The 21,746-nt window shown below is 45.7% G+C and carries 23 protein-coding genes; 6 read left to right on the forward strand and 17 right to left on the reverse strand.

Annotation, left to right across the window (positions count from 1 at the left end; genetic code table 11):
• Positions 1–81 precede the first annotated feature (81 nt).
• Positions 82–699 carry a serine O-acetyltransferase gene (locus tag B5D77_RS20290; protein ID WP_106909528.1) on the forward strand — a complete coding sequence of 206 codons (618 nt, stop codon included), beginning with the start codon at positions 82–84 and terminating at the stop codon, positions 697–699.
• Here B5D77_RS20290 and ispD read toward each other — a convergent pair.
• From ispD to bchD, 6 genes are all read right to left on the reverse strand, one after another.
• Positions 694–1,374, reverse strand: coding sequence for a 2-C-methyl-D-erythritol 4-phosphate cytidylyltransferase (gene ispD / locus B5D77_RS20295; protein ID WP_106909529.1), 681 nt, complete (start codon positions 1,372–1,374; stop codon positions 694–696). The genes B5D77_RS20290 and ispD overlap by 6 nt on opposite strands.
• Before the next feature lie 105 nt (positions 1,375–1,479).
• Positions 1,480–1,878 (reverse strand): DUF1824 family protein, encoded by a 399-nt coding sequence (locus B5D77_RS20300; RefSeq protein WP_008196620.1) that lies wholly within the window; start codon positions 1,876–1,878, stop codon positions 1,480–1,482.
• 176 nt (positions 1,879–2,054) lie between these two features.
• A complete protein-coding gene (locus B5D77_RS20305) occupies positions 2,055–2,705 on the reverse strand; it encodes a hypothetical protein (RefSeq protein ID WP_106909530.1) in 651 nt (216 codons plus the stop codon).
• 141 nt (positions 2,706–2,846) lie between these two features.
• Entirely contained in the window at positions 2,847–3,737 is an 891-nt protein-coding gene (locus tag B5D77_RS20310; RefSeq protein ID WP_008196616.1) for a hypothetical protein, read from the reverse strand.
• Positions 3,738–3,747: 10 nt separating this feature from the next.
• On the reverse strand, positions 3,748–4,251 hold the full coding sequence (locus tag B5D77_RS20315; protein WP_106909531.1) for a hypothetical protein: 504 nt from the start codon (positions 4,249–4,251) through the stop codon (positions 3,748–3,750).
• A 287-nt stretch (positions 4,252–4,538) separates the two neighbouring features.
• On the reverse strand, positions 4,539–6,536 hold the full coding sequence (gene bchD / locus B5D77_RS20320; protein ID WP_106909532.1) for a magnesium chelatase ATPase subunit D: 1,998 nt from the start codon (positions 6,534–6,536) through the stop codon (positions 4,539–4,541).
• 190 nt (positions 6,537–6,726) lie between these two features.
• On the opposite strand from bchD, the gene B5D77_RS20325 reads away from it, so the two are divergent.
• Entirely contained in the window at positions 6,727–8,409 is a 1,683-nt protein-coding gene (locus B5D77_RS20325; protein WP_106909533.1) for a hypothetical protein, read from the forward strand.
• Between the two features lie 190 nt (positions 8,410–8,599).
• On the opposite strand, the gene B5D77_RS25975 is transcribed toward B5D77_RS20325, so the two are convergent.
• Together B5D77_RS25975 and B5D77_RS20330 are read right to left on the reverse strand one after the other, a co-directional pair.
• Positions 8,600–8,779: a hypothetical protein gene (locus B5D77_RS25975; RefSeq protein WP_159036979.1), complete on the reverse strand. Its 180-nt coding sequence runs from the start codon at positions 8,777–8,779 to the stop codon at positions 8,600–8,602.
• Complete coding sequence (locus tag B5D77_RS20330) at positions 8,754–10,037, reverse strand: TldD/PmbA family protein (RefSeq protein ID WP_106909534.1); 1,284 nt, start codon at positions 10,035–10,037, stop codon at positions 8,754–8,756. Before B5D77_RS20330 ends, B5D77_RS25975 begins: the two co-directional genes overlap by 26 nt.
• Before the next feature lie 347 nt (positions 10,038–10,384).
• Between B5D77_RS20330 and B5D77_RS20335 the strand changes: the two genes are divergently transcribed.
• Positions 10,385–11,173 (forward strand): Uma2 family endonuclease, encoded by a 789-nt coding sequence (locus tag B5D77_RS20335; RefSeq protein WP_106909535.1) that lies wholly within the window; start codon positions 10,385–10,387, stop codon positions 11,171–11,173.
• Positions 11,174–11,652: 479 nt separating this feature from the next.
• Entirely contained in the window at positions 11,653–12,273 is a 621-nt protein-coding gene (locus B5D77_RS20340; protein ID WP_008196592.1) for a hypothetical protein, read from the forward strand.
• Positions 12,274–12,324: 51 nt separating this feature from the next.
• Here B5D77_RS20340 and B5D77_RS26330 read toward each other — a convergent pair whose 3' ends face one another.
• From B5D77_RS26330 to B5D77_RS20370, 7 genes are all read right to left on the reverse strand, one after another.
• Positions 12,325–12,495 (reverse strand): high light inducible protein, encoded by a 171-nt coding sequence (locus tag B5D77_RS26330; protein WP_002742489.1) that lies wholly within the window; start codon positions 12,493–12,495, stop codon positions 12,325–12,327.
• 88 nt (positions 12,496–12,583) lie between these two features.
• Positions 12,584–13,312, reverse strand: coding sequence for a Bax inhibitor-1 family protein (locus B5D77_RS20345; RefSeq protein WP_002776167.1), 729 nt, complete (start codon positions 13,310–13,312; stop codon positions 12,584–12,586).
• Between the two features lie 275 nt (positions 13,313–13,587).
• Entirely contained in the window at positions 13,588–14,568 is a 981-nt protein-coding gene (gene chlG / locus B5D77_RS20350) for a chlorophyll synthase ChlG (protein ID WP_106909536.1), read from the reverse strand.
• 6 nt (positions 14,569–14,574) lie between these two features.
• Entirely contained in the window at positions 14,575–15,651 is a 1,077-nt protein-coding gene (locus tag B5D77_RS20355; RefSeq protein WP_106909537.1) for an ArsA family ATPase, read from the reverse strand.
• A gap of 22 nt (positions 15,652–15,673) precedes the next feature.
• Positions 15,674–15,865: a DUF2862 domain-containing protein gene (locus B5D77_RS20360; protein WP_002742483.1), complete on the reverse strand. Its 192-nt coding sequence runs from the start codon at positions 15,863–15,865 to the stop codon at positions 15,674–15,676.
• Between the two features lie 150 nt (positions 15,866–16,015).
• Positions 16,016–16,348: a hypothetical protein gene (locus B5D77_RS20365; RefSeq protein ID WP_008196562.1), complete on the reverse strand. Its 333-nt coding sequence runs from the start codon at positions 16,346–16,348 to the stop codon at positions 16,016–16,018.
• A gap of 280 nt (positions 16,349–16,628) precedes the next feature.
• Entirely contained in the window at positions 16,629–17,525 is an 897-nt protein-coding gene (locus B5D77_RS20370; RefSeq protein ID WP_106909538.1) for an ABC transporter permease, read from the reverse strand.
• 338 nt (positions 17,526–17,863) lie between these two features.
• On the opposite strand from B5D77_RS20370, the gene B5D77_RS20375 reads away from it, so the two are divergent.
• Positions 17,864–18,649 (forward strand): PEP-CTERM sorting domain-containing protein, encoded by a 786-nt coding sequence (locus B5D77_RS20375; protein ID WP_106909539.1) that lies wholly within the window; start codon positions 17,864–17,866, stop codon positions 18,647–18,649.
• A gap of 108 nt (positions 18,650–18,757) precedes the next feature.
• Here B5D77_RS20375 and B5D77_RS20380 read toward each other — a convergent pair whose 3' ends face one another.
• Positions 18,758–19,612 (reverse strand): Uma2 family endonuclease, encoded by an 855-nt coding sequence (locus B5D77_RS20380; protein WP_008196556.1) that lies wholly within the window; start codon positions 19,610–19,612, stop codon positions 18,758–18,760.
• A 263-nt stretch (positions 19,613–19,875) separates the two neighbouring features.
• Here B5D77_RS20380 and B5D77_RS20385 point away from each other — a divergent pair, with 263 nt between their 5' ends.
• Positions 19,876–20,598 (forward strand): PEP-CTERM sorting domain-containing protein, encoded by a 723-nt coding sequence (locus B5D77_RS20385; RefSeq protein ID WP_106909540.1) that lies wholly within the window; start codon positions 19,876–19,878, stop codon positions 20,596–20,598.
• 109 nt (positions 20,599–20,707) lie between these two features.
• On the opposite strand, the gene B5D77_RS20390 is transcribed toward B5D77_RS20385, so the two are convergent.
• Entirely contained in the window at positions 20,708–21,499 is a 792-nt protein-coding gene (locus tag B5D77_RS20390) for a Uma2 family endonuclease (protein WP_106909541.1), read from the reverse strand.
• Between the last annotated feature and the right edge of the window lie 247 nt (positions 21,500–21,746).

A 21,746-nucleotide genomic window follows, 5' to 3' on the forward strand; every position in this document is an offset into this window, starting at 1 on the left:
AAGGTTGAACTATTCGCTACAATACTACTATAATCAAGAGCAACCAAAAGTAAGTCTATTGTCATTTATTTTAGACCAACGATGAAAAGTTTCTTCCGAAAATTATTTTTCTATGCGGGTATTCTTTGGCTCTCCCCTTTAATCATTGCTTTTCAGGTAGCTAATAATCGAGAACTTATCTTAGGTGATGTGCGGCGTTGGGTGGAGTTATTAGGCTGGGAAAAAAGAGCAGATTGGTTACAATTATTAGCTCTGTGTCTGGAGGCAAAAGAATTTAGAAATTTATATTATTGTCGTCTTTTTCAAGGTGGCTCATTCAGCCGTTTTTTGATGTATATTCTTAGGTTTTTCTATCGAGAAAGTTCCTATTTATTTCTAGATTCTTCCTGTTCGATTGGCAAAGGATTATTTATTCAACACGGTTTTAGTACGATTGTTATGGCGGATTTGGGCGATAACTGTTGGATTAATCAACAGGTAACAATTGGCCATAAAGATAAAAGCGGCCGTCCCAAAATTGGCAATAATGTCAGGATTACCGCCGGCGCTAAAGTCTTAGGAAACATTACCATCGGCGATAATGTCACCGTGGGCGCAAATTCAGTGGTAGTCAAGGATGTTCCACCTAATTGTGTGGTGGTGGGTATTCCCGCTCGTATTATTAAACGGGACGGCGTTAAAGTAGATGAAAAATTATAAACGTTGACTTAAAATATATTCGGCAATTGCCAGATCCCCCGGGGTAGTAATTTTTAAGTTAGTTTCTTCACCGACGACAATTTTCACGGGAAAACCACATTTTTCTAATAAGGCAGCATCGTCGGTGACTTCCCAATCTAATTTTCGCCCCTGTTCATGACATTCTTTTAATAATTTTACCTGAAAACCCTGGGGCGTTTGGGCCGCCCACAACCGCGATCGATCCGGTGTATCCTCAATCCAGCCCTTGCTATCGACAATTTTAATCGTATCTTTTACCGGAATGGCCGCAATAAAACCCTGACAAGTGGCTAAAGCGGCCGCACAGCGATCGAATAATTCGGGAGTGGCTAAACATCGCGCCCCATCGTGAATTAAAACCGTCTCAGCCCCCTCTGGTAGGGCTTGTAAGCCATTATAAACTGATTTTTGTCTGGTTTCGCCTCCTTGGATGATTTGCACGGGTTTAAGGGCATTTATGGCGGTGATAATTGCTCGGATCTCCTCAAAGTCTTCTGGTTGTGCCATGATACCAATCCAGATAATTGCCCTGGATTGCATGGCAGCCAGTAAAGTCCAAGCGAGGAGCGGTTTTCCGTGCAGGGTGAGCAGTAACTTATTGCGATCGCTGCCCATCCGTTTACCCATTCCCGCTGCTGGAATTAACAAATACATATTTTTTTCAGGTAAAATTATTAAAAGAGTCAGGAAAGAGAAGGTCAGTGGATAGGAGTGGTTAACTTTTTGCTTGTTATTAGTAAACAGTAAAAACTATCCCTCTTAAGAAAATAAATCGAGGGGAAAGTGACCATAAGTACCGACTAATTGATCATTTTCTGATTGACAAGAAACCAGGACACCGCGATAGGTCCCCGTATAGGAATCGAGATAGGAAGCTTGTCTTTGGGTATTGTATTTAATATACACCGCTCCCTGTTCTGGTTGGTCTTCTGGGAGACTATTAGGTAGGGGATATCCTAGGGCTTGTAGATAACTTTTCAGGGCTTTAAATCCCTCTTCATTGTTATCGGCACAGATACCTAAATTAATTGATTCCGAACCTTGGTTAACTAATAAAATTGCCTGTCTTAGAGCTTCTTCTTCTTCGGGGGATTGGGCAATTTTTAGTTTAATACATCCATATTCTTTTAGGAGTTTCAAGGCTTCTTCCATAGACATGAGCGGTTAGATAGACGGGGCTAAAGATCAAAAATAAGCTGGTGCTGCTGTCCTTAACGACAAATTGCCAAGAAAAAAAGCCCTAAATCATTGAGATTTGGAGATAGGAAAATTCTGCATTGGTTTTAATCGTAAGCGGGGCAATTCCGATCATATCAGGTTGGGGACAGGAAAATTTATCGGGGTTGTTCGATCGCTCCGGGTTGTGCGTACATTTTACTCACTGCTTTTTGATAGCCGAAGTAAGCACCTATAATAATTCCAGCACCAAAACCAATCGCTAGGTAAGACAAAATTATACTGAGGGGACAAGGGGAATCTCTCCGATGAGATAGGGAAAATCCCTCACCAGTAGCCACAATATCCTCAGCAGCTTCAGGGAACTCCTCTGGTTTCTCTAGGGCTTTTTCTTCGGTTGTTTCAGAGTCTTCCAAAGCTTTTGGGTCGTCTTCTCGGTCATTTTCGGCGATTTCTGCGGTTATTATCGGCAAAGAGTTTAATTTGGTGACATGATTGACGATTAAATCATCTTGACTCAGGGTTATCGATTCTTGCCAAGCGGGGATATCGGATTCCTCGGTCATACCGTAAACGATCACTTGTTCTAATCCATCGATGCCCAAGCTTTTGATTTCTGCCGACAAAAAAGGCAATAATTTGTGTTGATTGGGTATCCTTTTGGATTGAACTTTGAGAGTCAGGGCATTTTCTTGTGAGGTGGCTTCAATAACCTCTATTTTTCTGGTTAAGAGACTTTGGTTAAGTAGGACAATAATAGCGGCTGCATCTTGCTGTTTAGCGGCATGGATAAGTTGTACCTGATTCATGGCCTTGAGGGACTAAAGAGAGGATATTATACTAAATACTTGGCCGAGTGGGAAGTAGGTTTTTACAGTCGGATTGGGGGTTAATCACACTATTAAAAGCGGATTTAGTATCGGTCTGTCCATCTCTCCCCCCTATGCCACTTAAATTTCCGCCACGGCTCTTTCGATTAAACGACGAGCCAGGGTTTGAATGCCAGTATGTTCATAGTAATTAGTCGTCATATCGAGGAATGCCCCGACATATACCAATTTATCGGCAGAAAAGTCGATAAATCCCTGGATTTTGCTCAATAATCCCTGCTGGCTCAAACTGCGCTCGCTGACAAAACCACTCATCCAACCTTTAGTGGAGTCGAAACTTTGACCGATAAAGTCTAATTTTCTGGCAGTATTTCCCCCCGGAATCAATTCTTTAATACTGCCGAAAGTGGAGTTAGATTCTAATTCTTCTGGCCTGAGAATGCTGAGGCCCGATTCCACTTTGCGGATAAAACTGCCCCCCAGGGGAATTAAACCATCCAAACAAACTAACGCCGCCATCCGCATCAGGGATTCGCCGCTATAATCTCCCAGAGAAGCGACGAAATCATCGATACTATCCCCCGGAATGCCATTAATTTGACAAAAAGCGATTAATTCTGTCACTAATTTCAGGGTTAGATCGATGGTTTGCGCTTTTTCGGGGGCAGGAGTTAATCTTTCGATTAAACCGCCCATGAGGGGAATTTTACCACCGACGGCATTGGCAAGAGAGGCGGTGGCTAGGGCATTATCGGCGCTGTCGATGGTTTGGTAGAGCCAGAGCGCCCGTTGATAGCCCTGGGATTTATCATTAAACAACCAAACGGCTCGATCGCCAATCTGTTGAATCATGCTTTCGTCGGTTTCGCCGGTGACTTTGATAATTGTATTTTTAAACCCGACTAGGTTATCCCACTGTCCCGGCACCACATAATCAAGGGTTTTGAGAACTTTGACGGTGAGATTATTCGTCGGTAATTCGTCCACCAGTTGAAAAATTGGCTTACTCACGGATGTCTCCTTACTTTAACTTTGCTAAACCATCTAAATCGAACTTAGCTAACCAAGTTTGGCGATCGCTGGCGGTAAAATCCGGCTCCCGCGATAAAACCTTGACTTGATAGCGATTATTGACTAAAACGGCGGTGGCGGTTGCACCCTGTTCGACAGAGGGAAAACCTTTAATTGTGGTTTGACTGTCTTGGAATTTATTGGCTGCGGCGGGATTATTGCTAATGTCAGATATGGCTAACATAGCCAGAACTTTGCCATCTTGCTTCAGTTTTGCCTCGGCAAAGCCTTTTTTCTCCTGGGTATAGACGCGCTCGTATCCTCCCCCAGAAGGCGGGAAAAACCGATTAAAACTGCCGCCAGAGGTGGATTCTTTCACCACTGCCGCCGCCCCGCGAGCGGTACTTTCTTGTTGCGCTTGGTCAAATTGCGAGGGAGCTTTAGCACAGGAAGTTACTAGCAAAAGTGTCGCTAATACCCCTGCTATCAAGATTTTGCCCAATCGAAAGCTCATAGTTATCTTAATTAAAACTTGCTCATGTTTGTTTGTAGTATATCTCTCGCTTATTGCTGATTATTGTTAAGTTTTTCTAGATGCTGTCACACTGGACCGAAAAAAAACAGAAAATCAGCAAAATACAAGTCATTAACGACGGCAGGAGGCAGTCCCGATGAAAAAATTTTCACCCCCACAGATGAAAGAGGTTTCCTTCCCTACACCCCACACCCTGCCCCCCGATGTCGGGGGGGTTGGGGGGGCTACACCCTGCCCCCAGGAAAAACTTTTTTGGCAAACCCTAGCTACAGTCCCGCAATTGCCCCTCGCGCCATAGATGCGATCGCTTGTTCCGTGGCCCGGGGTAGATGATAATACTTACCCCCGGCTTTTAGGGCTAATTCTTTGGCAAAACCAGTGGAGACGAATTTTTTCTCCGTATCGATAACCAGCAGTTTAATGCCTAAAGAGCGAATTTTAGCGGCAATATCGAGCAGTTCTGCCTTAATATCCGGTTTTTCCCCCTCTGGAATCGGTTCGCCTAGAGATTTCGCCAAAGGAATATTACTTCTCCCGTCGGTAATCGCCACAATCACCACTTGACCGATATCTCCCGATAAACGGGCATTCATCCCCACATGAACCGCTTGGGTTAAACCGTGAGCTAAGGGGGAACCACCGCCACAGGGCAGGGTTTCTAGACGTTTTTTCGCTAGGGTAATCGATTTGGTCGGCGGCAATAGTACATCTGCTCGCTCACCCCGGAAAGGAATCAGGGCAATCTGGTCGCGATTTTCGTAAGCTTCCGTTAACAGACGCATAACCGCACCTTTGGCCGACTGCATCCGATTCAGGGCCATGGAACCGGAGGCATCAACGACAAAGACAATTAAAGAACCGGCCTTGCGGGCCAGCCGTTTTGAGCGCAGATCCCCCTCTTCTATAATCACATGACGTTCGGGATTCCTTAAGCGACGGGCTTTTTGATAGGGGGCAGCCGCCCGGAGAGTGGCATCGACGGCGACTCTTTTTACCTTGCCCCGGGGTAACATCGGCTTAATATAACGTCCCCTATCTTCCGAGAAAATCAGGTTACGCGCCCCCGATTTCCCCTGACGCTGGGCCATCTGGGCAAAATACAACACACTGGGATCCAGTAAAACCCCTTCTGGGTCGAAAACAAATTCTTCCGGCAAATTATCGGGCTGTTCCGGTTCTTTTTCCTCCTCTTTCTCCTCCTCTTTTTCTTCCTGTTCCTGCTGGTTTTCGTCTTGGGGCGGTTCCGGTGGTGGCGGTGGTGGCGGTGGCTGTTGTTCCTGTTCTGGGGGTGGCGGCGTAATCAGCGATCGAGGTACAATAACTAATTCGACGGCTCTTTTTAAGTCATCGGCACTGACTAAATCCCGACCTTCTAAAGCGGCGGCGGCCTTGGCTACTCTCACGGCAAAAATCTCAGCGCGATGACCTTCTACCTTACCTCGCACTGCTTCCTCCACTAGATAACTAATTTGTTCGGGTTTAATTTTTACCTCTTTTAACCATTCCCTCGCCAGGATAATTTCGGTTTTTAGATCATCGATTTCTTGGGCATATTGGGCGATAAAAGCGGTGGGAGAAACAGCATACTCGATCGCCTGATTGACGGCGGTGACTCGTTGGTCTAAACTGAGGACACCATCGGCGGAAAGCGCAATGGCAATTCTATCTAATAAATGGGGTCGTAAATCCCCCTCTTCCGGGTTATAAGTAGCGATCAGGAGCGGTTTACAGGGATGTTGAAAACTGATGCCTTCCCGTTCGATTTGGTTGCGTCCTTCGCTTAAAACCGTTAGTAATTGGTTAGCAATTTGGTCATCAAGTAGATTAATTTCATCGACGTAGAGAATTCCCCGATGAGCGCTGGCTAATAAACCGGGTTGAAAGACTGGTTCCCCCCGTTTCACCGATTCTTCCACATCGACGGAACCCAATAAACGATCCTCGGTGACTCCTAGTGGAATCTGCACGAAAGGGGCCCGGATAACTTCCGTGGCGACCTCTCCACTGCTATATTCTTCTTTAGTGCGATCGTCCCATTCGTCGGGACTGTTGGGATCACAATTAAAGACATTACCTGCAATAATTTCGATCGGTGGCAGTAGGGAATGTATCGCTCGCGCCATGACTGATTTGGCGGTTCCCCGACGACCGGCAATTACCACACCCCCTAGGGCGGGATCCACGGCGGCTAAGAGTAGGGCTAATTTAATCGCTTCTTGGCCGACAACGGCAGTTAGGGGAAAATTGAGGGTCAGAGTGGGCATAGATCTAGATTCAGGCGGCCAAATTCTAGTGTAAAACAGAAGCTCCCAGGCCCGGCACTTTTCCTCTTTTGATTCCCGAACTCAGATTTTAGCTGCATCTCGATGGATTTCTTCATCCCCGAACCGATCGAGAAGTTACCGGGTTAATCTAGGATTAGCTCCTGATAACGGCTGTAGAGAGGAAAGAAATATGATAACGACAATAATCGATCGCCTTACGGAAACCAACCCGCAAATTATGCGAGAATGGCAAGGAAGATTAACCCCGAAAAATATCTCGATCGCCTCGGTTATCTCCCTAGTTGGTCAATTATTAGTTTACCTGTACTACAAGAATCTCTTGCCGGTAGGGGCGGGATTTAGTCGTTACTGTACTGCTAATCCCCCCAATAACAACGATTATTACCCCTATAGTGGACTTAAATACTGTATCCAAGACCTAAATGGTCAATGGATGATTATCTCCCGGTTATGGTGGTTAGATATCTTCACTTTTCTGAGCATTACCGGCATTTTCGCTCTTTTAGTGGTGGGAACCTATCAATTAATCGCCGATCTTTCCGGGGAAGAGCGCCGAGGTACACTTAATTTTATCCGTCTGAGTCCCCAACCCGCCAGAACAATTTTTATCGGCAAAATTTTCGGGGTTCCCATTCTCCTCTATCTCGTCTGTCTTCTCGCTTTACCCTTTCACTTGGGAGCGGGTTTATTAGCAGGTATTCCCTTTTCGTTAATTTTAGCCTTCTACGGGGTTCTAATCGCTAGTTGTGCCTTTTTCTATCATGCTGCCCTGAGTTTCGCTTTGGCCACGCCATGGTTAGGGGGATTTCAACCCTGGTTAGGCAGTGCTACAGTCTTAATCTTTGTGTTTTATAGCACTATTTTTACTTTATCGGGCTATGGCGGTTCCCGTACCCCCTTTGATTGGTTAATTCTCTTTAATCCTAGTTTTGTCCTTCCCTATCTAGTTAAATCTACTTTTCTCCCCCCCGATGCGGTACGCTATCTAGGAATCTCACAAATCTTTGATCTGCGTTGGTACGGTCAATCTCTCTGGCAATCGGTTATAATGGGTATTAGCTTAATTTTGCTCAATTTTGCCCTCTGCACCTGCGGTTTAACCAGAATTATCCAGCGTCGCTTCCATAATCCCCTCGCTACTCTTGTTAGTAAACCCCAAAGTTATTGGATTATGGGCTGTTTTAGTGCCATTAGCCTAGGTTTTGTCTTCCAAACTCTGGAACCGAGCTATCTTTTCGATAATTTTGCGATTCTTAGCGTTTTTGTGGCAATTTTCGGCTTGTTAATCCTTTTTGCCCTCACTCCTCCTCGTCAAACTCTTCAAGATTGGGCGCGCTATCGTCATTTGCAAGGAAAAACGGGCATTAGTCTGGGAAAAGCTTTAATCTTTGGCGAAAAAAGTCCTTCTACTCTAGCCATGGCTATTAACGTCGCCATTGCCATTTTATTCATTTTTCCCGCTATTTTTATCGCCCCTCTCCATCAATATAAACTAGCCACTGCAGCCGGGTTTCTCTTGGGAATGAACATGATTTTAGTCTATGCCGCTATCACCCAGTTATTGATGTTAGTCAGGACAAATAAACGCGCTTTGCTGGCAGTCACTAGCATCGGCATTTTGATTATTTTCCCCTTCCTCTGTTTCGCTGTCTTGCGAGTTAATCCCAGTCAATCTCCGCTGTTATGGTTTTTTACTTTTCTTCCCATTGCCGCTACTAAATACGCTACACTTCCCTCTTTCGCTTTGGCAATCTTCAGTCAGTGGTTGGGTTTAACCATCGTCGGGTGGCAAATTAATCGGCAATTAAATCGCCTTGGCGCCTCGGCAACTAAAGCGTTAATGCCAAGCTGAAAAATACCGACTCACAGGGGAGATTAAATAATATCTCTGCCGACAATTTTCTCCCCTTGAGTATCGGTTAATTTTTTTTCCCAAAAAAGCTTGACAAAACCCCACGACTTGACAGATAATTGCTTGTAAAATGGAAATCCGTGCCTGCCTACGAAACCCTTATTTTCAGGTCAAATAAAGCCCCAAAAAATTAACCCCAAAAAGTAGGCTGAGTTAATCTCAGTGAACTGATAACTGATAACTGATAACTGATAACTGATAACTGATAACTGATAACTGATAACTGATAACTGATAACTGATAACTGATAACTGATAACTGATAACTGATAACTGATAACTGATTTAACCCACCACTGATAAACTATCAACGATTAGCGAGGGAGTATAACAGGAACCATTCCATTGATTATCGGCCCCCAGAGCGATTAAATTTTGCAAAGCTGTATAAACATTTCCCGTCACCATTGTATCTTTAACTCGTCCGGTGATTTTGCCCTTTTCTATGCGATAACCCAGATCGACATTGACAGAAAAATCGCCCGAAATATCGGCCCCATGACCTAAAATTTGGTCGATAACTAGGCCCTCATCTATTTGCGAGATTAAATCCTCTAAAGTTCCCTCTCCCGGTGCCACGATTAAATTAACCAAATCCGGCATGGGATAAACCCCTAAACCGGGACGAAAACCGTTTCCCGTCGGAGTAGTTTTTAACAATCTGGCCGTGGTACGATCGCTATAGAATTCCTTAACTCTACCTCCCTCAATTAAAGATAAAAATTTGGTAGGAGTTCCCTCATCATCAAAGGGACAACTATAGGGTTCTCGCTGGGGTTGTTGGGATAGAGTCAACTTTTCCGACATCACCAATTGACCGATTTTATCACTCCAGGGCGAAGAATTTTCTAAGATCTGTTTCCCATTTAAAGCCATCTCCACCGTACCCCATAACAGTGTAACTGCATTAGAGGTCAATAAAATTGGTAATTTCCCCGTGGGACTATCCACATTATTGGCGGCCCATTGTAGTCGCTGCAATAACTGTTTAATTACCGTTTCGGGATGGGGTGTACTGCGAGTATATTCCCCATCATAAACTGCGAGAAAATCCTCCCCCCGCACCCATTCAATCCCCAGATAATAACTCAAAGCTGTATCGGTATATTGACAATATAAACCCTGGGAATTAGCCAAACGGGTGATTTCCTGTTCACATTCCCATTCACCACTACAAATAACTTCAGGATAAACTTGGCGAATTTGGCCAATCATTTGATTACCCATCTCGATTAAAGATTCTACCGCCACATCCTGGCCAATCGGGTCATAAATTGCCTGTCGTGGTGCCGAAAATTCGATTTCTTCCGGGGCATTGAGATAGGATAAATTTAACGCCGTTTCTACTAAAATTTCCGGTTCTACATCACCATAACCCACCGCTAACCCCGGACAACCCTGGCGCCATAATCTCAAGGCAGTTCCCACGGATTCGGAACTTTCTAACTGTTTAAGACGATTAGCCTCAAAAAAAACGGGATGGGAAAGGGAGGAAGATTGATAAACTTCGGCTGCCACCGCTCCCGATTGGAGAGCCAGTTCGATGAGTTGTTGCGGATCGATCGTCATGGTGATAGTTTTTGAGATGATAGCTATCTGATTATCTCAAGCCCCGGTACCGAAGCGCAAACAGGTAAGACTGGGGGGAATTAAAAAATTTGGCTCTCCCAGCTTTGGTGGGTAAAATGTATTTTAAGATACATTTCTCAAGAGCGAGGGGGTGGAACGAACCACAAAGACACAAAGGACACAAAGATCGATCGATCCTATGTCAATTAAACTTATCACACAGAACCTAGAAGAGCCAAAAATTTTTGCTTAAGAATCTACATAAAGCGATCGAGTTGGCAAAAAAGTTATCATAGGATCAATAATCAGCAAAAATCTGGACACTCCCACCTAGAGAGGCCGAAAAAATGACGATTGCCAAAAGCGACGAAACTGCCACCTCTCCGGCACTGATAGAAGAAGATTTCGAGGACTTTTGGGAACCACCCCCACCCCCCACAGACTTAATTTTTGATGATGGTGAACCCTTGGAAAGCAATCGACACCGCATTGCCATGAATGTCTTGATTCGCTCCCTACAGCAGGGTTACGGCGAGCGAGACGACTTCTACACGGGTGGCAATATGTTTATTTATTTCAGCCGCGAACAGGCGAAAAATCGCGATTTTCGCGGGCCCGATTTCTTCGCCGTCCTCAATGTCGATGGCAGCAGAGAGCGACAGGGTTGGGTAATTTGGGAAGAAGAGGGACGTTATCCTGACGTTATCGTGGAATTAACCTCTCCTAGTACCGCAAGAACCGATAAAGTGCGAAAAAAAGCCATTTATGAGGGAACCTTCCGCACGCCAGATTATTTCATCTACGATCCTTTTGATGGCAATTCTTTACAAGGATGGCATTTAGGGGCCGACCAACGCTACCATTCTTTAGAACGAAACGAGCGCGGCTGGTTATGGTGCGAAAGCTTAGGCTATTGGTTGGGAACTTGGGAGGGGACTATTGACCGAGAAACGGCAATTTGGGCGAGATTTTATGACCCAGAAGGCAATTTAATCCCCTTGCCAGAAGAAGCAGCCCAGGAGCAAGCAGCGGCGGCCCAGGAGCAATTAAATGCTACTCAGCAAGCGCTGGAAGCGGAAAGACAGCGTTCTCAACAGCTGGAGGCCCGTTTGCGAGAAATGGGGATAGATTTATAGTACAAGTGTGGGGAGCTTTTTGCCTGACTGACGGACATATTTTCAAGACAATAAGTAGGGTTGGCTGAATAAATCTAAAAACCTTGTTGGGTAAGACTTTTAGACTTTTTGTCAATCAAAAAGTACCAGGCATGGGAGTGATCAGGGGGAAAATTCAGGTACTTTTTCCCTGAAAATTAGGTAGTTGACCACCTGAAAATCGATAAAACCCCACACCCCACCTGCCCCCCCGATGTCGGGGGGGTTGGGGGGGGCCACACCCTGCCACCACCGAAAAACTTTTTGCCGCAAACCCTAAGTAGTCGTGCCAAATTAATTTCCTCAACCTTGAGGAGAAATTCTGTAAACTTCGATCAAAAGCTGCGTAAATTCTGTATTTTCTCTGGAAGTCTTAGATATAGCCTTTAGAATTGTGATCATAGCGGTAGGCTAATTCAGATCAATTAAACCTCTTCCTCACTCCCGACTTTGTTAGTACCATGAACCCTAACTCTGGCCGTAAACGGTTATTATCCCTGATATCTGCTGTTTCTTGTAGTTCCCTCTTGATTTTATCCCCTCTAGCCCAGAGAGCGCAAGCAGACGATATTACGGATGCCTTAGAAGCGGTAATTGAATATACGGCTCAATTACACCAGATCAATTTTAAGTATTTGTTAAGTAATGCCCCGATAACCACTCCCTGCGGCGTAATTTCCCTAGCGGCTTTCTGCACTGTAGATAATACAGTTTACGTCAATCTCCAGCAAGTCACTCGCATTAGTGATAATCCCCTATTTCCCCTTTACGCCGTCGCTCACGAGGCCGCTCACGCTGTTCAGTGGAATCGGGGTATCGGTGGCATCGATGAGGGTGGGATGACCATCGGCATTGAATTACAGGCCGATTGTCTAGCGGGAGATACCCTTTCCTGGTTATTTACCGAAGCGAGAGGTTTATCCAAACAGGATTATATAATAGCAGGAAAACTTCTGGCGGAAGCGGCCTCGGAAGTGGGCGATTTTGAGGCCCCCAATAACTCCCACGGCACACCACAACAGCGAGGTGATTCGGTCTTACAAGGATTCTACGGGGAAAATCATCAAGCCTGTATGCGTTAACTAACACTCAAGGCTGTATTTCCCCTAGAATGCCTAAAAAAGCCTAAAAAACTACTGTAACCCTAACCAAGATAGCAGACCTTGGCCAGTGAGATACTCGATCAACAGGGTGATCACAAAACCAATCATAGCAGCCCTACCGTTGAGGCGCTCGGCATAGTCATTAAAGCCAAATTTGGGGTCTTCTAATTTGGGGGTTTGAGTCGGTTGTGGTTCAGTCATGATCTTTACAGGCCGTTTACATTTCTTTACTATTCTAGCGGAGTTAGAACTTAGGGTGTAACTAATTTCTAACTCCTCCCTATTTGCCCTAATCCCGACCGTTAAGGGCGATTAAAAGGCGCAGAATAAAGATAAATAGGTTGATATAGGTCAAATACATCGATAAAGCAGCACTGAGATACTGTTCATCTCTGTAGGTACGGGGCAAGATGTAAAAGTCCACGACTGCGGAGCCGGCAAACAAGAAAACCCCGATGCCAGAAATAGCGATTTCTAACCAGGTGGGAGTACCGCCACCAAAGATAGAGAAAATTAGCTGACCAATGAGAACAATAAAAAGAGCGAGAATACCGATGCTCACGGTTTGAGTCAGCGCCAAACCATCTTTTTCCGACAGATTCGAGCCGATATTGCGTCCCAACACAAAAGCGAGGCCGCAACCGAGGGCAGCAATTGCTACACCTCGCAAACCGACACCGGAAGTACCTAGGGCCACATAGACGATTCCACTGAGAGTATAGCCAGAAAGAAGGCTATAGAGAGTCAGCAGGGGCAGAGCAGTGCTTTTATTGCCGCTTTCCGCACTACTACGCGCGACAAAAAATAAAATAATCTCGGCAACCAGGGCGACAAAGAAAGTCGGGAAGAAAATCTGGGGATAGGATTGGATCACACCTAAACCGCCATAGGTTCCCACCGCAGTCAAAATTAGACCGCCACCGAGATAGGGCAGGGCCTTGGGGATAACATTAGGGCCGATAAGTGCTTGGCTTTTAGCCTCGCGTAAAGCTTGACGAAAATTACTGGTATTACTCATGGTGACTAGGTTCGAGATACTTGTCTGAATCAATCTTGTTAAACAGAAACTATTCTTGATTAGTTCGTCAAGAATGCTGAATCGCAGGGAAGAAAAAAAGTAATCTTCTCCCCGGCATCGATTCCCTCTTGATTGTAACGAAAAGACTAGGGATCTAGCTAGAAGCCACAGTTTTCTCCCCTCTTAACCGTTTAAGTTACCTTAAACCGAAGACCGATTCAAGGCGATCCTCGCCCGTCAACTGGATATTTCCTGTTTTTATTAATTACAATCTTTTAGAGTATCCCCTGACCTAAAGCCAAACCTGTCACCAACATTCCTAACACTAGAAAAGGCTGGGCGCTGGCTTGATATTTGACATCATTTTTGAGCGGATCCCGCAGAAAATACATATCTTGGAAAGTGATCTGAGGGATAATTAATAACAGTAAAATAGCGGCATAAAGATTCTGATGAATACTGATGAGATAGCCAGCAATTCCCGCTTGAAAAACATCGATCATAATCACACAAATCCAAGCGGCAGTGGTAATTCCAAACATAACTGGCAAGGATTTTAAGCCTAATTTTTCGTCACCTTCCACACTTTTAAAGTCGTTAACTACAGCAATGCCTAACCCCGCTAGACTATAGATGAGAGTTAGGATCATAATTGTCCCATTTAACTGACCAAAAAGGGCGTGACCTGCCCACCAAGGTAATGCTATATAACTAGCACCGAGGGCATAATTTCCTAGCCAACCATTTTGTTTTAATTTTAAGGGTGGCGCTGAATAAATATAGGCAATAAAAGAACCAAATAGGGTTAAACAAAGCATGATCGGGAAATCATGACCGGCCCAGCGATCGAGAAGATAAGCTATTCCCAATCCACCCACTAATAAAACCAAAATCTGGCCGACCACTTGCGGAATAGAAATTGCCCCCGAAGGAATCGGACGATAGGGTTCATTAATTGCATCGATTTCTCGATCGTAAAAATCATTTAAAGTTTGGGTATAACCGGTCATCAACGGACCGGAAAGTAACATACAGGTGGCTGCTTTTAAGACATCTTCTAAAGACCAAGTATAATTACCCGATGAAGCAGCCCCACAGACAACCCCCCAAATCAGGGGAATCCAAGTGATCGGCTTCATCAATTGTAAGCGGATTTTCCAGAGGGAGGTTTCTGCCGATGAGGCCCCTTTCATGCCCAATAATTGGCGAGTTTTGGCCCCTCGCTCGTCCTTGTTTTCTATCTCGGTGTTTGACATAATCCCTTAAAAAGAAATAATTAAGTAACCTTCTTGGAATTTTGCCCCTTTTACCGATCTTCCGGTCAGAGGCGGTGGTACATCAATATTACGCCGTTGATCCCCGGCTTCGATGGTTAATTCTGGACCCGATTGCGTCAGTTTTACCTGTTTTTTCTCGAATCCGGGTAAATAAACCTTGACCTGAGCGGCTGCCGTATCGATTATTAACGGTTTGGGCGGCTGCACTGTGAGAAAATTGGGTAACTCGGCGATTAACTCCTGCCAATCTTCTCCTTGACGGTCGGGTAAAATCGCGGCTGGCAGCGGGGCAAAATCCTCCGTAGCACTCTGGCAGCGATTAAAAATCACTCCCCCCACATTTAAACCGATTTGCTGCGCCCCACCCCAAAGATATTTGGCCTCTGCGATCGCAATTGGATCATCATTGGTGACTAGATAGGCTAAAACTCGCCGAGGATCGGCTAAAGCGGAGCGCCCCTCGTCTAAAATGTTATTATCGCCCTTCTGACCTAAACCGTCGGGATTAAAGGAGAAATTCAGCACGGCAGCGGCAATCGGTTGGAAAAAGGGGGAAAGGGTGCGACCGATCTCTGAATCGCTGAAAACCTGCCGAAAACGCCGTGAATACCAGCTACCCACCTCGGGAATCCCCAACATTCGCAGACTGTTGATATCTCCGCTGCCGTCGTAGATGATGACATCGTAATTTCCGCTTTTATGCTGTTCCCGCAGGAAATTTAAAGCTAGAGCTTGGTCCATTCCGGGTAAAATGCCCAACTCTTGACCATAAACATTTTTCAAGGTGGGAGAACGCAAATACTGCTTTTCTAATTCCTTGACTTCTTCCCAACTTTTTTCCAGTAATTCTGTACTACTAAGCTGCACAACCGAGAGATTAGGGGCAATTTCCGTAATGGAGGAGCTAGGGGAGGCCTTGAGGAGTAATCCCCAAGCAGGGCCGGAATCTTGACCGATCAAGAGAACTTTTGACCCCAGACCAGCCATTTTCTTTGCCGAAGCGATCGCTATCGTACTGCGACCGCTGCCCCCCTTGCCCAAAAAGGTCAAAATTAAGGACATAATTAATTCCTAAGCGTTGTATTTAGATGAGTTTGAGTTCATCCTCAAAAAACCAAGTAGCGGTCTTATCATCGAACTGGACAACAGCACCAACACCGCTGCCATCGGTCATCTTAAAATTTTTGATGACACCCACTTTACCCAATTTACCCGCTACATCCGAGTTAACGCGGTCTCTTAAGCGACAGACCTTGACTTTTTGCCCGATTTCCATTACTTCCACAGTTTTAATAAGACGATAATTCAATAAACCAATCCTAAGTTTAATATAAATTCGTGTCAGATAAACCCCCCAATCATCTTCAGTTACTGGTCTTTCTCAGATCATCTGCACTTAGCGATCATATATACTAGCAAAAAGGTTTTATTTGGTTTCTGGGGCAGGATTTTGCCGATTTTCCAGTTGTTCCCTTTGCTTGCGTTTAAACTCCTCGGCCGCTTCGTTGATATTATTGAGGGTGTCTTCCTGAAATTCCGATCCGTCCCGGCTACGGCGAAAATTACTATTATGAATCAAGTCTAAAGGATTAAAACCACCGAGACCATCCCTGCCATCGGAACTACGTTCATTTTTTTGATAGTCCGGTTGACTGGGGTTCAAGCTTTGAGCTAACACTTGCGGACTAAAATCAGCCCCGACCAATAAAACAGTAGCTAGGAATAAAGACGATTTGAGCAACATTTTTTGAGTATTCATAATCTAACTAACTCCTCAGAAAATTAAGTGGGTAGGTGTTAAAAGTTGTCAGGCACCCCCCTTATCAAGGGGGGACTAAGGGGGGATAGGCACCCCCCTTATCAAGGGGGGACTAAGGGGGGATCGGCACCCCCCTTATCAAGGGGGGACTAAGGGGGGATCAGAGGCAAAATCTATCTTCAATTTAATTATAACTACTTACTTGTCTAGTTTTTGGTGGTGAGAAAGTTGTAGGCTTTTCAGTGAACAGTAAACTGATAACTTATAACTGATAACTGATTTAAGCAAAACGACGACGAAGTAAGGGCTGAATTGCTAAAAGGATTAGCAGATCAAAAGCTAAGAGCAGGGCTAAAACTGTCAAGAAATTGAGGTCAAGCCAAGGGGTTTGTAAGACTATGCTATCAAAAGACCAGTGCTGATTGAAATAAATATAACGGATCGGTTCGATCGCATAGGTAAGAGGGTTGAGACTAGCGATTACTTGTAACCAATCTGCCATAAAGTTTAAGGGAGCGAGGGCGGTACTGGCAAATAAAAGCGGTAAATTGGTGACGAAAATGACGGCGATTAATTCGATATGTCCGGGCAGAGCAAAGGTTAAACTGAGACTTAAGGCAGTCATCCCCAAAACTATTAGGAAAACAATCAAAGCGATCGCACCTAATCCGGCTAAACTAGGCAATCCTGCCCCTAAAAAGGCACTAGCGGCCACGATCGAGGCGGTTTGGATGAAACTGAGGGCGATAATATAGATGGTAGAAGCGGCCACGATCGAGTAACGAGTGGTTAAAGGTGCTACCAACAGACGGTTAAGAAAGCCAAATTCTCGATCGAACATTACCGGCAAACCAGCATTGAGGGCCCCAGAAAAAGCGGTAAAGACAATCACCCCGGGGGCGAGAAATTTAGCATAACTGAGATCGTTGCCGAATAGACCCTGGGGAGCCTTATAAAACAATGCCCCAAATAAAATCAGCCACATAAAGGGCTGAATTACCCCCGCGATTAGGGTTGAAGGACGACGTTGTAATTGGATGAACAGACGTTTAGTCATGGCCAGAGTTTCTTGCAGAAATTCCCCTAGCACATTTCCCCCATCGTCCACCGTTGCTGCTCTAGTGGGATTGGGGGCTAAACTAGCTTTTAAGGAAGAAGGTGTGATGGTTTGGCTCATGAAATATTTACCTCTAATGCAGTCTTAACGAGTAATTTAGATAGTCAACAGTTTATAAGTGATCAGATGGCTCTCTTGGGGTCCCGGTGATCAGCAAATCCTCTCGAAGAAAAGACTTACACCCTACCACTTCTCCAATATACAAGGGGCGCAAGCCCTGGGGGAGAGGAATGTAAATATTTATTAAATTGTAGCTTTTGATACAACGCGGGGGGGGGGAAGTGTGTACCCTCTTGAATGTTAGGTTCGCTGGTCATTGTTTTGGGTTGCCCTATTGCTTAACCCAAATCTAAATGTCCTAAGCACTCAAACCATTTACCATTAACCCTTTTCTTTTGATGAAAATAAAACAACTCGGCATTGTCTCCGCCGGGGTTGCCCTAGCAGCCACTCTAGGAACGGCTGGTGCAGCACAAGCTGCTTTGGTGGTCGTCCCTACTGACTTGCTCCCGGGCGATCAGTATCGTTTGGTGTTTGTGACTGCTGGCACGCGGGATGCAACTGCCCTCGACATCGGCCCCTACAATACCTTTGTCACCAATCAAGCCACAGGAGGAACCCCAGGGATTGATACGGCTCTCGATACAGCTTTAAATGGGGCAGGATTTGACCCGAACACGATTACTTGGAAGGCGATCGGTTCTACGAGCGCAGTCGAGGCCCGTAATAATACAGGTACTAATCTATACCTGAGTACGGGTGTTCCCATCTACCTGATAGATGGCAACCGGGTGGCCAACAATAATGCCGATTTCTGGGATGGGTCTCTCCAACACCCCATAAATCTACAACCTAACGATGTTACACCCGGGCTTGCAACTGTTTGGACAGGATCTTATACCAACGGTACCGGTGCCTCCTCCGGTTCCTCCTCATCTTTGGGCGGACAGTATTCCCAGTACGTGAGCGCGGGGCGGGCTGATCAGACCACCGGAGGATGGATCGCGTATTCATCTCCCGATTATTTCTCTAATTTGCGATTATATGCGATGTCGAGTGTGTTGACCGTGCCGGGCAACCAGCCGCCTGCGCCTGTAACTGTCCCCGAACCCTCTAGCCTTCTTGGTTTTATCACACTGGGCGGTTTAATGTTAGGAGGTGCTGTCCGCAAAGCGAGGAAATAATGCCCCAAGGGAGAGGAGACGCGGGTTTCCTCTCTCTTTTTTGGGGGGTTTTTGATACCTGGTTCCAAGGCTCTGCCTTGGAACCAAACATTTAGGCTCTGCCTAAATTTAAAAGTCAATCTGAGGAATAGTTTCAGGATCTATCCCTAATTCCCGCAATCGTGCCGCTAGTTGTTCTGCTCGTTGTTTGGCCACAGAAGCCTCTTGTTTGGCCACAGAAGCCTCTTGTTTCGCCGCAGAAGCCTCTTGTTTCGCCGCAGAAACCTCTTGTTTCGCCACAATTAACTCCTCATCGGCCAGGGGAATCAACTCTCCCTCCAGCGTCAACCAGCGCAACCATAGCCGCTCAATTCCCCGATAGGAACCTTGCCACAAACCCAAGCTCAATTCCAGTTGAGGAATCGGTAAGCGTCCCTCCACTAAAGTCACGGGTTGGTAATGACCATCTACCAGTTCAAACGCTTGAAGTTGGTTAGTATAGCGGCTAAAAACTACATAGTAGGGAACCTGCAAAATCTGTTCATAAACTGTCCACTTAGTTGGCGGTTCTTCTGGTTGGCGTAGTTCTTCGCCTAAATCTTGATTTTCCGTACCTGGAGACAATAATTCCACCACAATCGCAGGGGAAACCCCTTCCTGCCAAATCACATAACTTAAGCGCAGGTCATGGCCATCGTAGAGACGAGGAACACCGACCACCCCAAACCAATCAGGACGCTTGTACCATTGAGGGTGTCTGACATCGTAGTAAAGGTTAAGGTCAGCGGCGCTAAAAACTAGCTCTGGTTCCCAGTTGGGAGGCTGAAAAGTCAGCAGTAATAACTGAGGTTGTAATAGGTGAAATTCGTCAGGCAAACCGGGTTCAAGTGGATTATCACTAGGTAAATCGTACATCGTCGGCAGGGATTGCCGGGGGGAAAGGGAAGGGTCAGATTGGGGAATGGTGAAGGTAGGTGTAGTCATTTCAGTTATCAGTTATCAGTTATCAGTTACCACTCAGACCTCTCAAACATTGTAACTGTGATTACTGTAGCGGCGTCAGCCCTGGGGGAGAAGAATGTAAATATTTATTAAATTGTAGCGTTTGATACAATGCGGTGGGGGGGGGGAAGTGTGTATGCTCTCTTTGAGCATTTGCTTGTCATTGTTTTGGGTTGCCCTATTGCTTAACCCGAATCGAAATGTCGTAAGCACTCAAATTATCTACCATTAACCCTTTTTTTTTGATGAAAATAAAACAACTCGGCATTGTCTCCGCTGGGGTTGCTCTAGCGACTCTAGGAACGGCTGGTGCAGCACAAGCTGCTTTGGTGGTCGTCCCTACTGGCTTGGCTCCCGGCGATCAGTATCGTTTGGTGTTTGTGACTGCTGGCACGCGGGATGCAACAAGTACCAACATCAACGACTACAATACCTTTGTTACTAATCAGGTAACAGGAAGCGCTCTTGCAAATGCTCTTTCAGGTGCTGGACTGACGACCACTTGGAAGGCGATCGGTTCTACTTCCGCTACGTCTGCCAAAGTCAATACCGGTACTGATGGCACTCAACCAGATGTTCCCATCTACCTGATAAATGGCAACCGGGTCGCCAACAATAATGCCGATCTCTGGGATGGCTCAATACAAACGGCAATCTCTGTAACGCAAAATGATTCCGCCTCCTCGCAAGTGAAAATATACACAGGTACTGAAATCGACGGTAACGGTTATATGGGTGAGGAGTTGGGTGCTGGTAACATAACAGCAATTGGGGATGTACTGGCGACCGGTGTATATTGGGTATTCGTCGAAGGCTTAAGTAATGATAATTATTTTGGTTTTTATGGGATGTCGGGTGTGTTGACGGTGCCGGCGGCTGTAACTGTCCCCGAACCCTCTAGCCTTCTTGGTTATATCACACTGGGCGGTTTAATGCTAGGGGGTGCTGTCCGCAAAGCTAGAAAATAATGCCTACAAGGGAGAGGAGACGCGGGTTTCCTCTCTCTTTTTTGGGGGGTTTTTGATACCTGGTTCCAAGGCAGAGCCTTGGAACCAAACATTTAGGCTCTACCTAAATTTAAAAGTCAATCTGAGGAATAGTTTCAGGATCTATCCCTAATTCCCGCAATCGTGCCGCTAGTTGTTCTGCTCGTTGTTTCGCCACAGAAGCCTCTTGTTTCGCCACAATTAACTCCTCATCGGCCAGGGGAATCAACTCTCCCTCCAGCGTCAACCAGCGCAACCATAGCCGCTCAATTCCCCGATAGGAACCTTGCCACAAACCCAAGCTCAATTCCAGTTGAGGAATCGGTAAGCGTCCCTCCACTAAAGTCACGGGTTGGTAATGACCATCTACCAGTTCAAACGCTTGAAGTTGGTTAGTATAGCGGCTAAAAACTACATAGTAGGGAACCTGCAAAATCTGTTCATAAACTGTCCACTTAGTTGGCGGTTCTTCTGGTTGGCGTAGTTCTTCGCCTAAATCTTGATTTTCCGTACCTGGAGACAATAATTCCACCACAATCGCAGGGGAAACCCCTTCCTGCCAAATCACATAACTTAAGCGCAGGTCATGGCCATCGTAGAGACGAGGAACACCAACCACCCCAAACCAATCAGGACGCTTGTACCATTGAGGGTGTCTGACATCGTAGTAAAGGTTAAGGTCAGCGGCGCTAAAAACTAGCTCTGGTTCCCAGTTGGGAGGCTGGAAAGTCAGCAGTAATAACTGAGGTTGTAATAGGTGAAATTCGTCAGGCAAACCGGGTTCAAGTGGATTATCACTAGGTAAATCGTACATCGTCGGCAGGGATTGCCGGGGGGAAAGGGAAGGGTCAGATTGGGGAATGGTGAAGGTAGGTGTAGTCATTTCAGTTATCAGTTATCAGTTATCAGTTACCACTCAGACCTCTCAAACATTGTAACTGTGATTACTGTAGCGGCGTCAGCCCTGGGGGAGAAGAATGTAAATATTTATTAAATTGTAGCTTTTGATACAATGCGGGGGGGGGAAGGTGTGTATTTTGTCTTTGAGCATTCGCTGGTCATTGTTTTGGGTTGCCCTATTGCTTAACCCGAATCGAAATGTCGCGCACTTAAACCATTTACCATTAACC

The sequence above is a fragment of the Microcystis sp. MC19 genome (genome assembly GCF_003019735.1).
Taxonomy (GTDB): Bacteria; Cyanobacteriota; Cyanobacteriia; order Cyanobacteriales; family Microcystaceae; genus Microcystis.

Coding starts and splice junctions, on each gene's coding strand:
- B5D77_RS20290 (WP_106909528.1), top strand. CDS start 82: ATGAAAAGTTTCTTCCGAAAATTATTTTTCTATGCGGGTATTCTTTGG.
- ispD (WP_106909529.1), bottom strand. CDS start 1,374: ATGTATTTGTTAATTCCAGCAGCGGGAATGGGTAAACGGATGGGCAGC.
- B5D77_RS20300 (WP_008196620.1), bottom strand. CDS start 1,878: ATGTCTATGGAAGAAGCCTTGAAACTCCTAAAAGAATATGGATGTATT.
- B5D77_RS20305 (WP_106909530.1), bottom strand. CDS start 2,705: ATGAATCAGGTACAACTTATCCATGCCGCTAAACAGCAAGATGCAGCC.
- B5D77_RS20315 (WP_106909531.1), bottom strand. CDS start 4,251: ATGAGCTTTCGATTGGGCAAAATCTTGATAGCAGGGGTATTAGCGACA.
- bchD (WP_106909532.1), bottom strand. CDS start 6,536: ATGCCCACTCTGACCCTCAATTTTCCCCTAACTGCCGTTGTCGGCCAA.
- B5D77_RS20325 (WP_106909533.1), top strand. CDS start 6,727: ATGATAACGACAATAATCGATCGCCTTACGGAAACCAACCCGCAAATT.
- B5D77_RS20330 (WP_106909534.1), bottom strand. CDS start 10,037: ATGACGATCGATCCGCAACAACTCATCGAACTGGCTCTCCAATCGGGA.
- B5D77_RS20335 (WP_106909535.1), top strand. CDS start 10,385: ATGACGATTGCCAAAAGCGACGAAACTGCCACCTCTCCGGCACTGATA.
- B5D77_RS20340 (WP_008196592.1), top strand. CDS start 11,653: ATGAACCCTAACTCTGGCCGTAAACGGTTATTATCCCTGATATCTGCT.
- B5D77_RS26330 (WP_002742489.1), bottom strand. CDS start 12,495: ATGACTGAACCACAACCGACTCAAACCCCCAAATTAGAAGACCCCAAA.
- B5D77_RS20345 (WP_002776167.1), bottom strand. CDS start 13,312: ATGAGTAATACCAGTAATTTTCGTCAAGCTTTACGCGAGGCTAAAAGC.
- chlG (WP_106909536.1), bottom strand. CDS start 14,568: ATGTCAAACACCGAGATAGAAAACAAGGACGAGCGAGGGGCCAAAACT.
- B5D77_RS20355 (WP_106909537.1), bottom strand. CDS start 15,651: ATGTCCTTAATTTTGACCTTTTTGGGCAAGGGGGGCAGCGGTCGCAGT.
- B5D77_RS20360 (WP_002742483.1), bottom strand. CDS start 15,865: ATGGAAATCGGGCAAAAAGTCAAGGTCTGTCGCTTAAGAGACCGCGTT.
- B5D77_RS20365 (WP_008196562.1), bottom strand. CDS start 16,348: ATGAATACTCAAAAAATGTTGCTCAAATCGTCTTTATTCCTAGCTACT.
- B5D77_RS20370 (WP_106909538.1), bottom strand. CDS start 17,525: ATGAGCCAAACCATCACACCTTCTTCCTTAAAAGCTAGTTTAGCCCCC.
- B5D77_RS20375 (WP_106909539.1), top strand. CDS start 17,864: ATGAAAATAAAACAACTCGGCATTGTCTCCGCCGGGGTTGCCCTAGCA.
- B5D77_RS20380 (WP_008196556.1), bottom strand. CDS start 19,612: ATGACTACACCTACCTTCACCATTCCCCAATCTGACCCTTCCCTTTCC.
- B5D77_RS20385 (WP_106909540.1), top strand. CDS start 19,876: ATGAAAATAAAACAACTCGGCATTGTCTCCGCTGGGGTTGCTCTAGCG.
- B5D77_RS20390 (WP_106909541.1), bottom strand. CDS start 21,499: ATGACTACACCTACCTTCACCATTCCCCAATCTGACCCTTCCCTTTCC.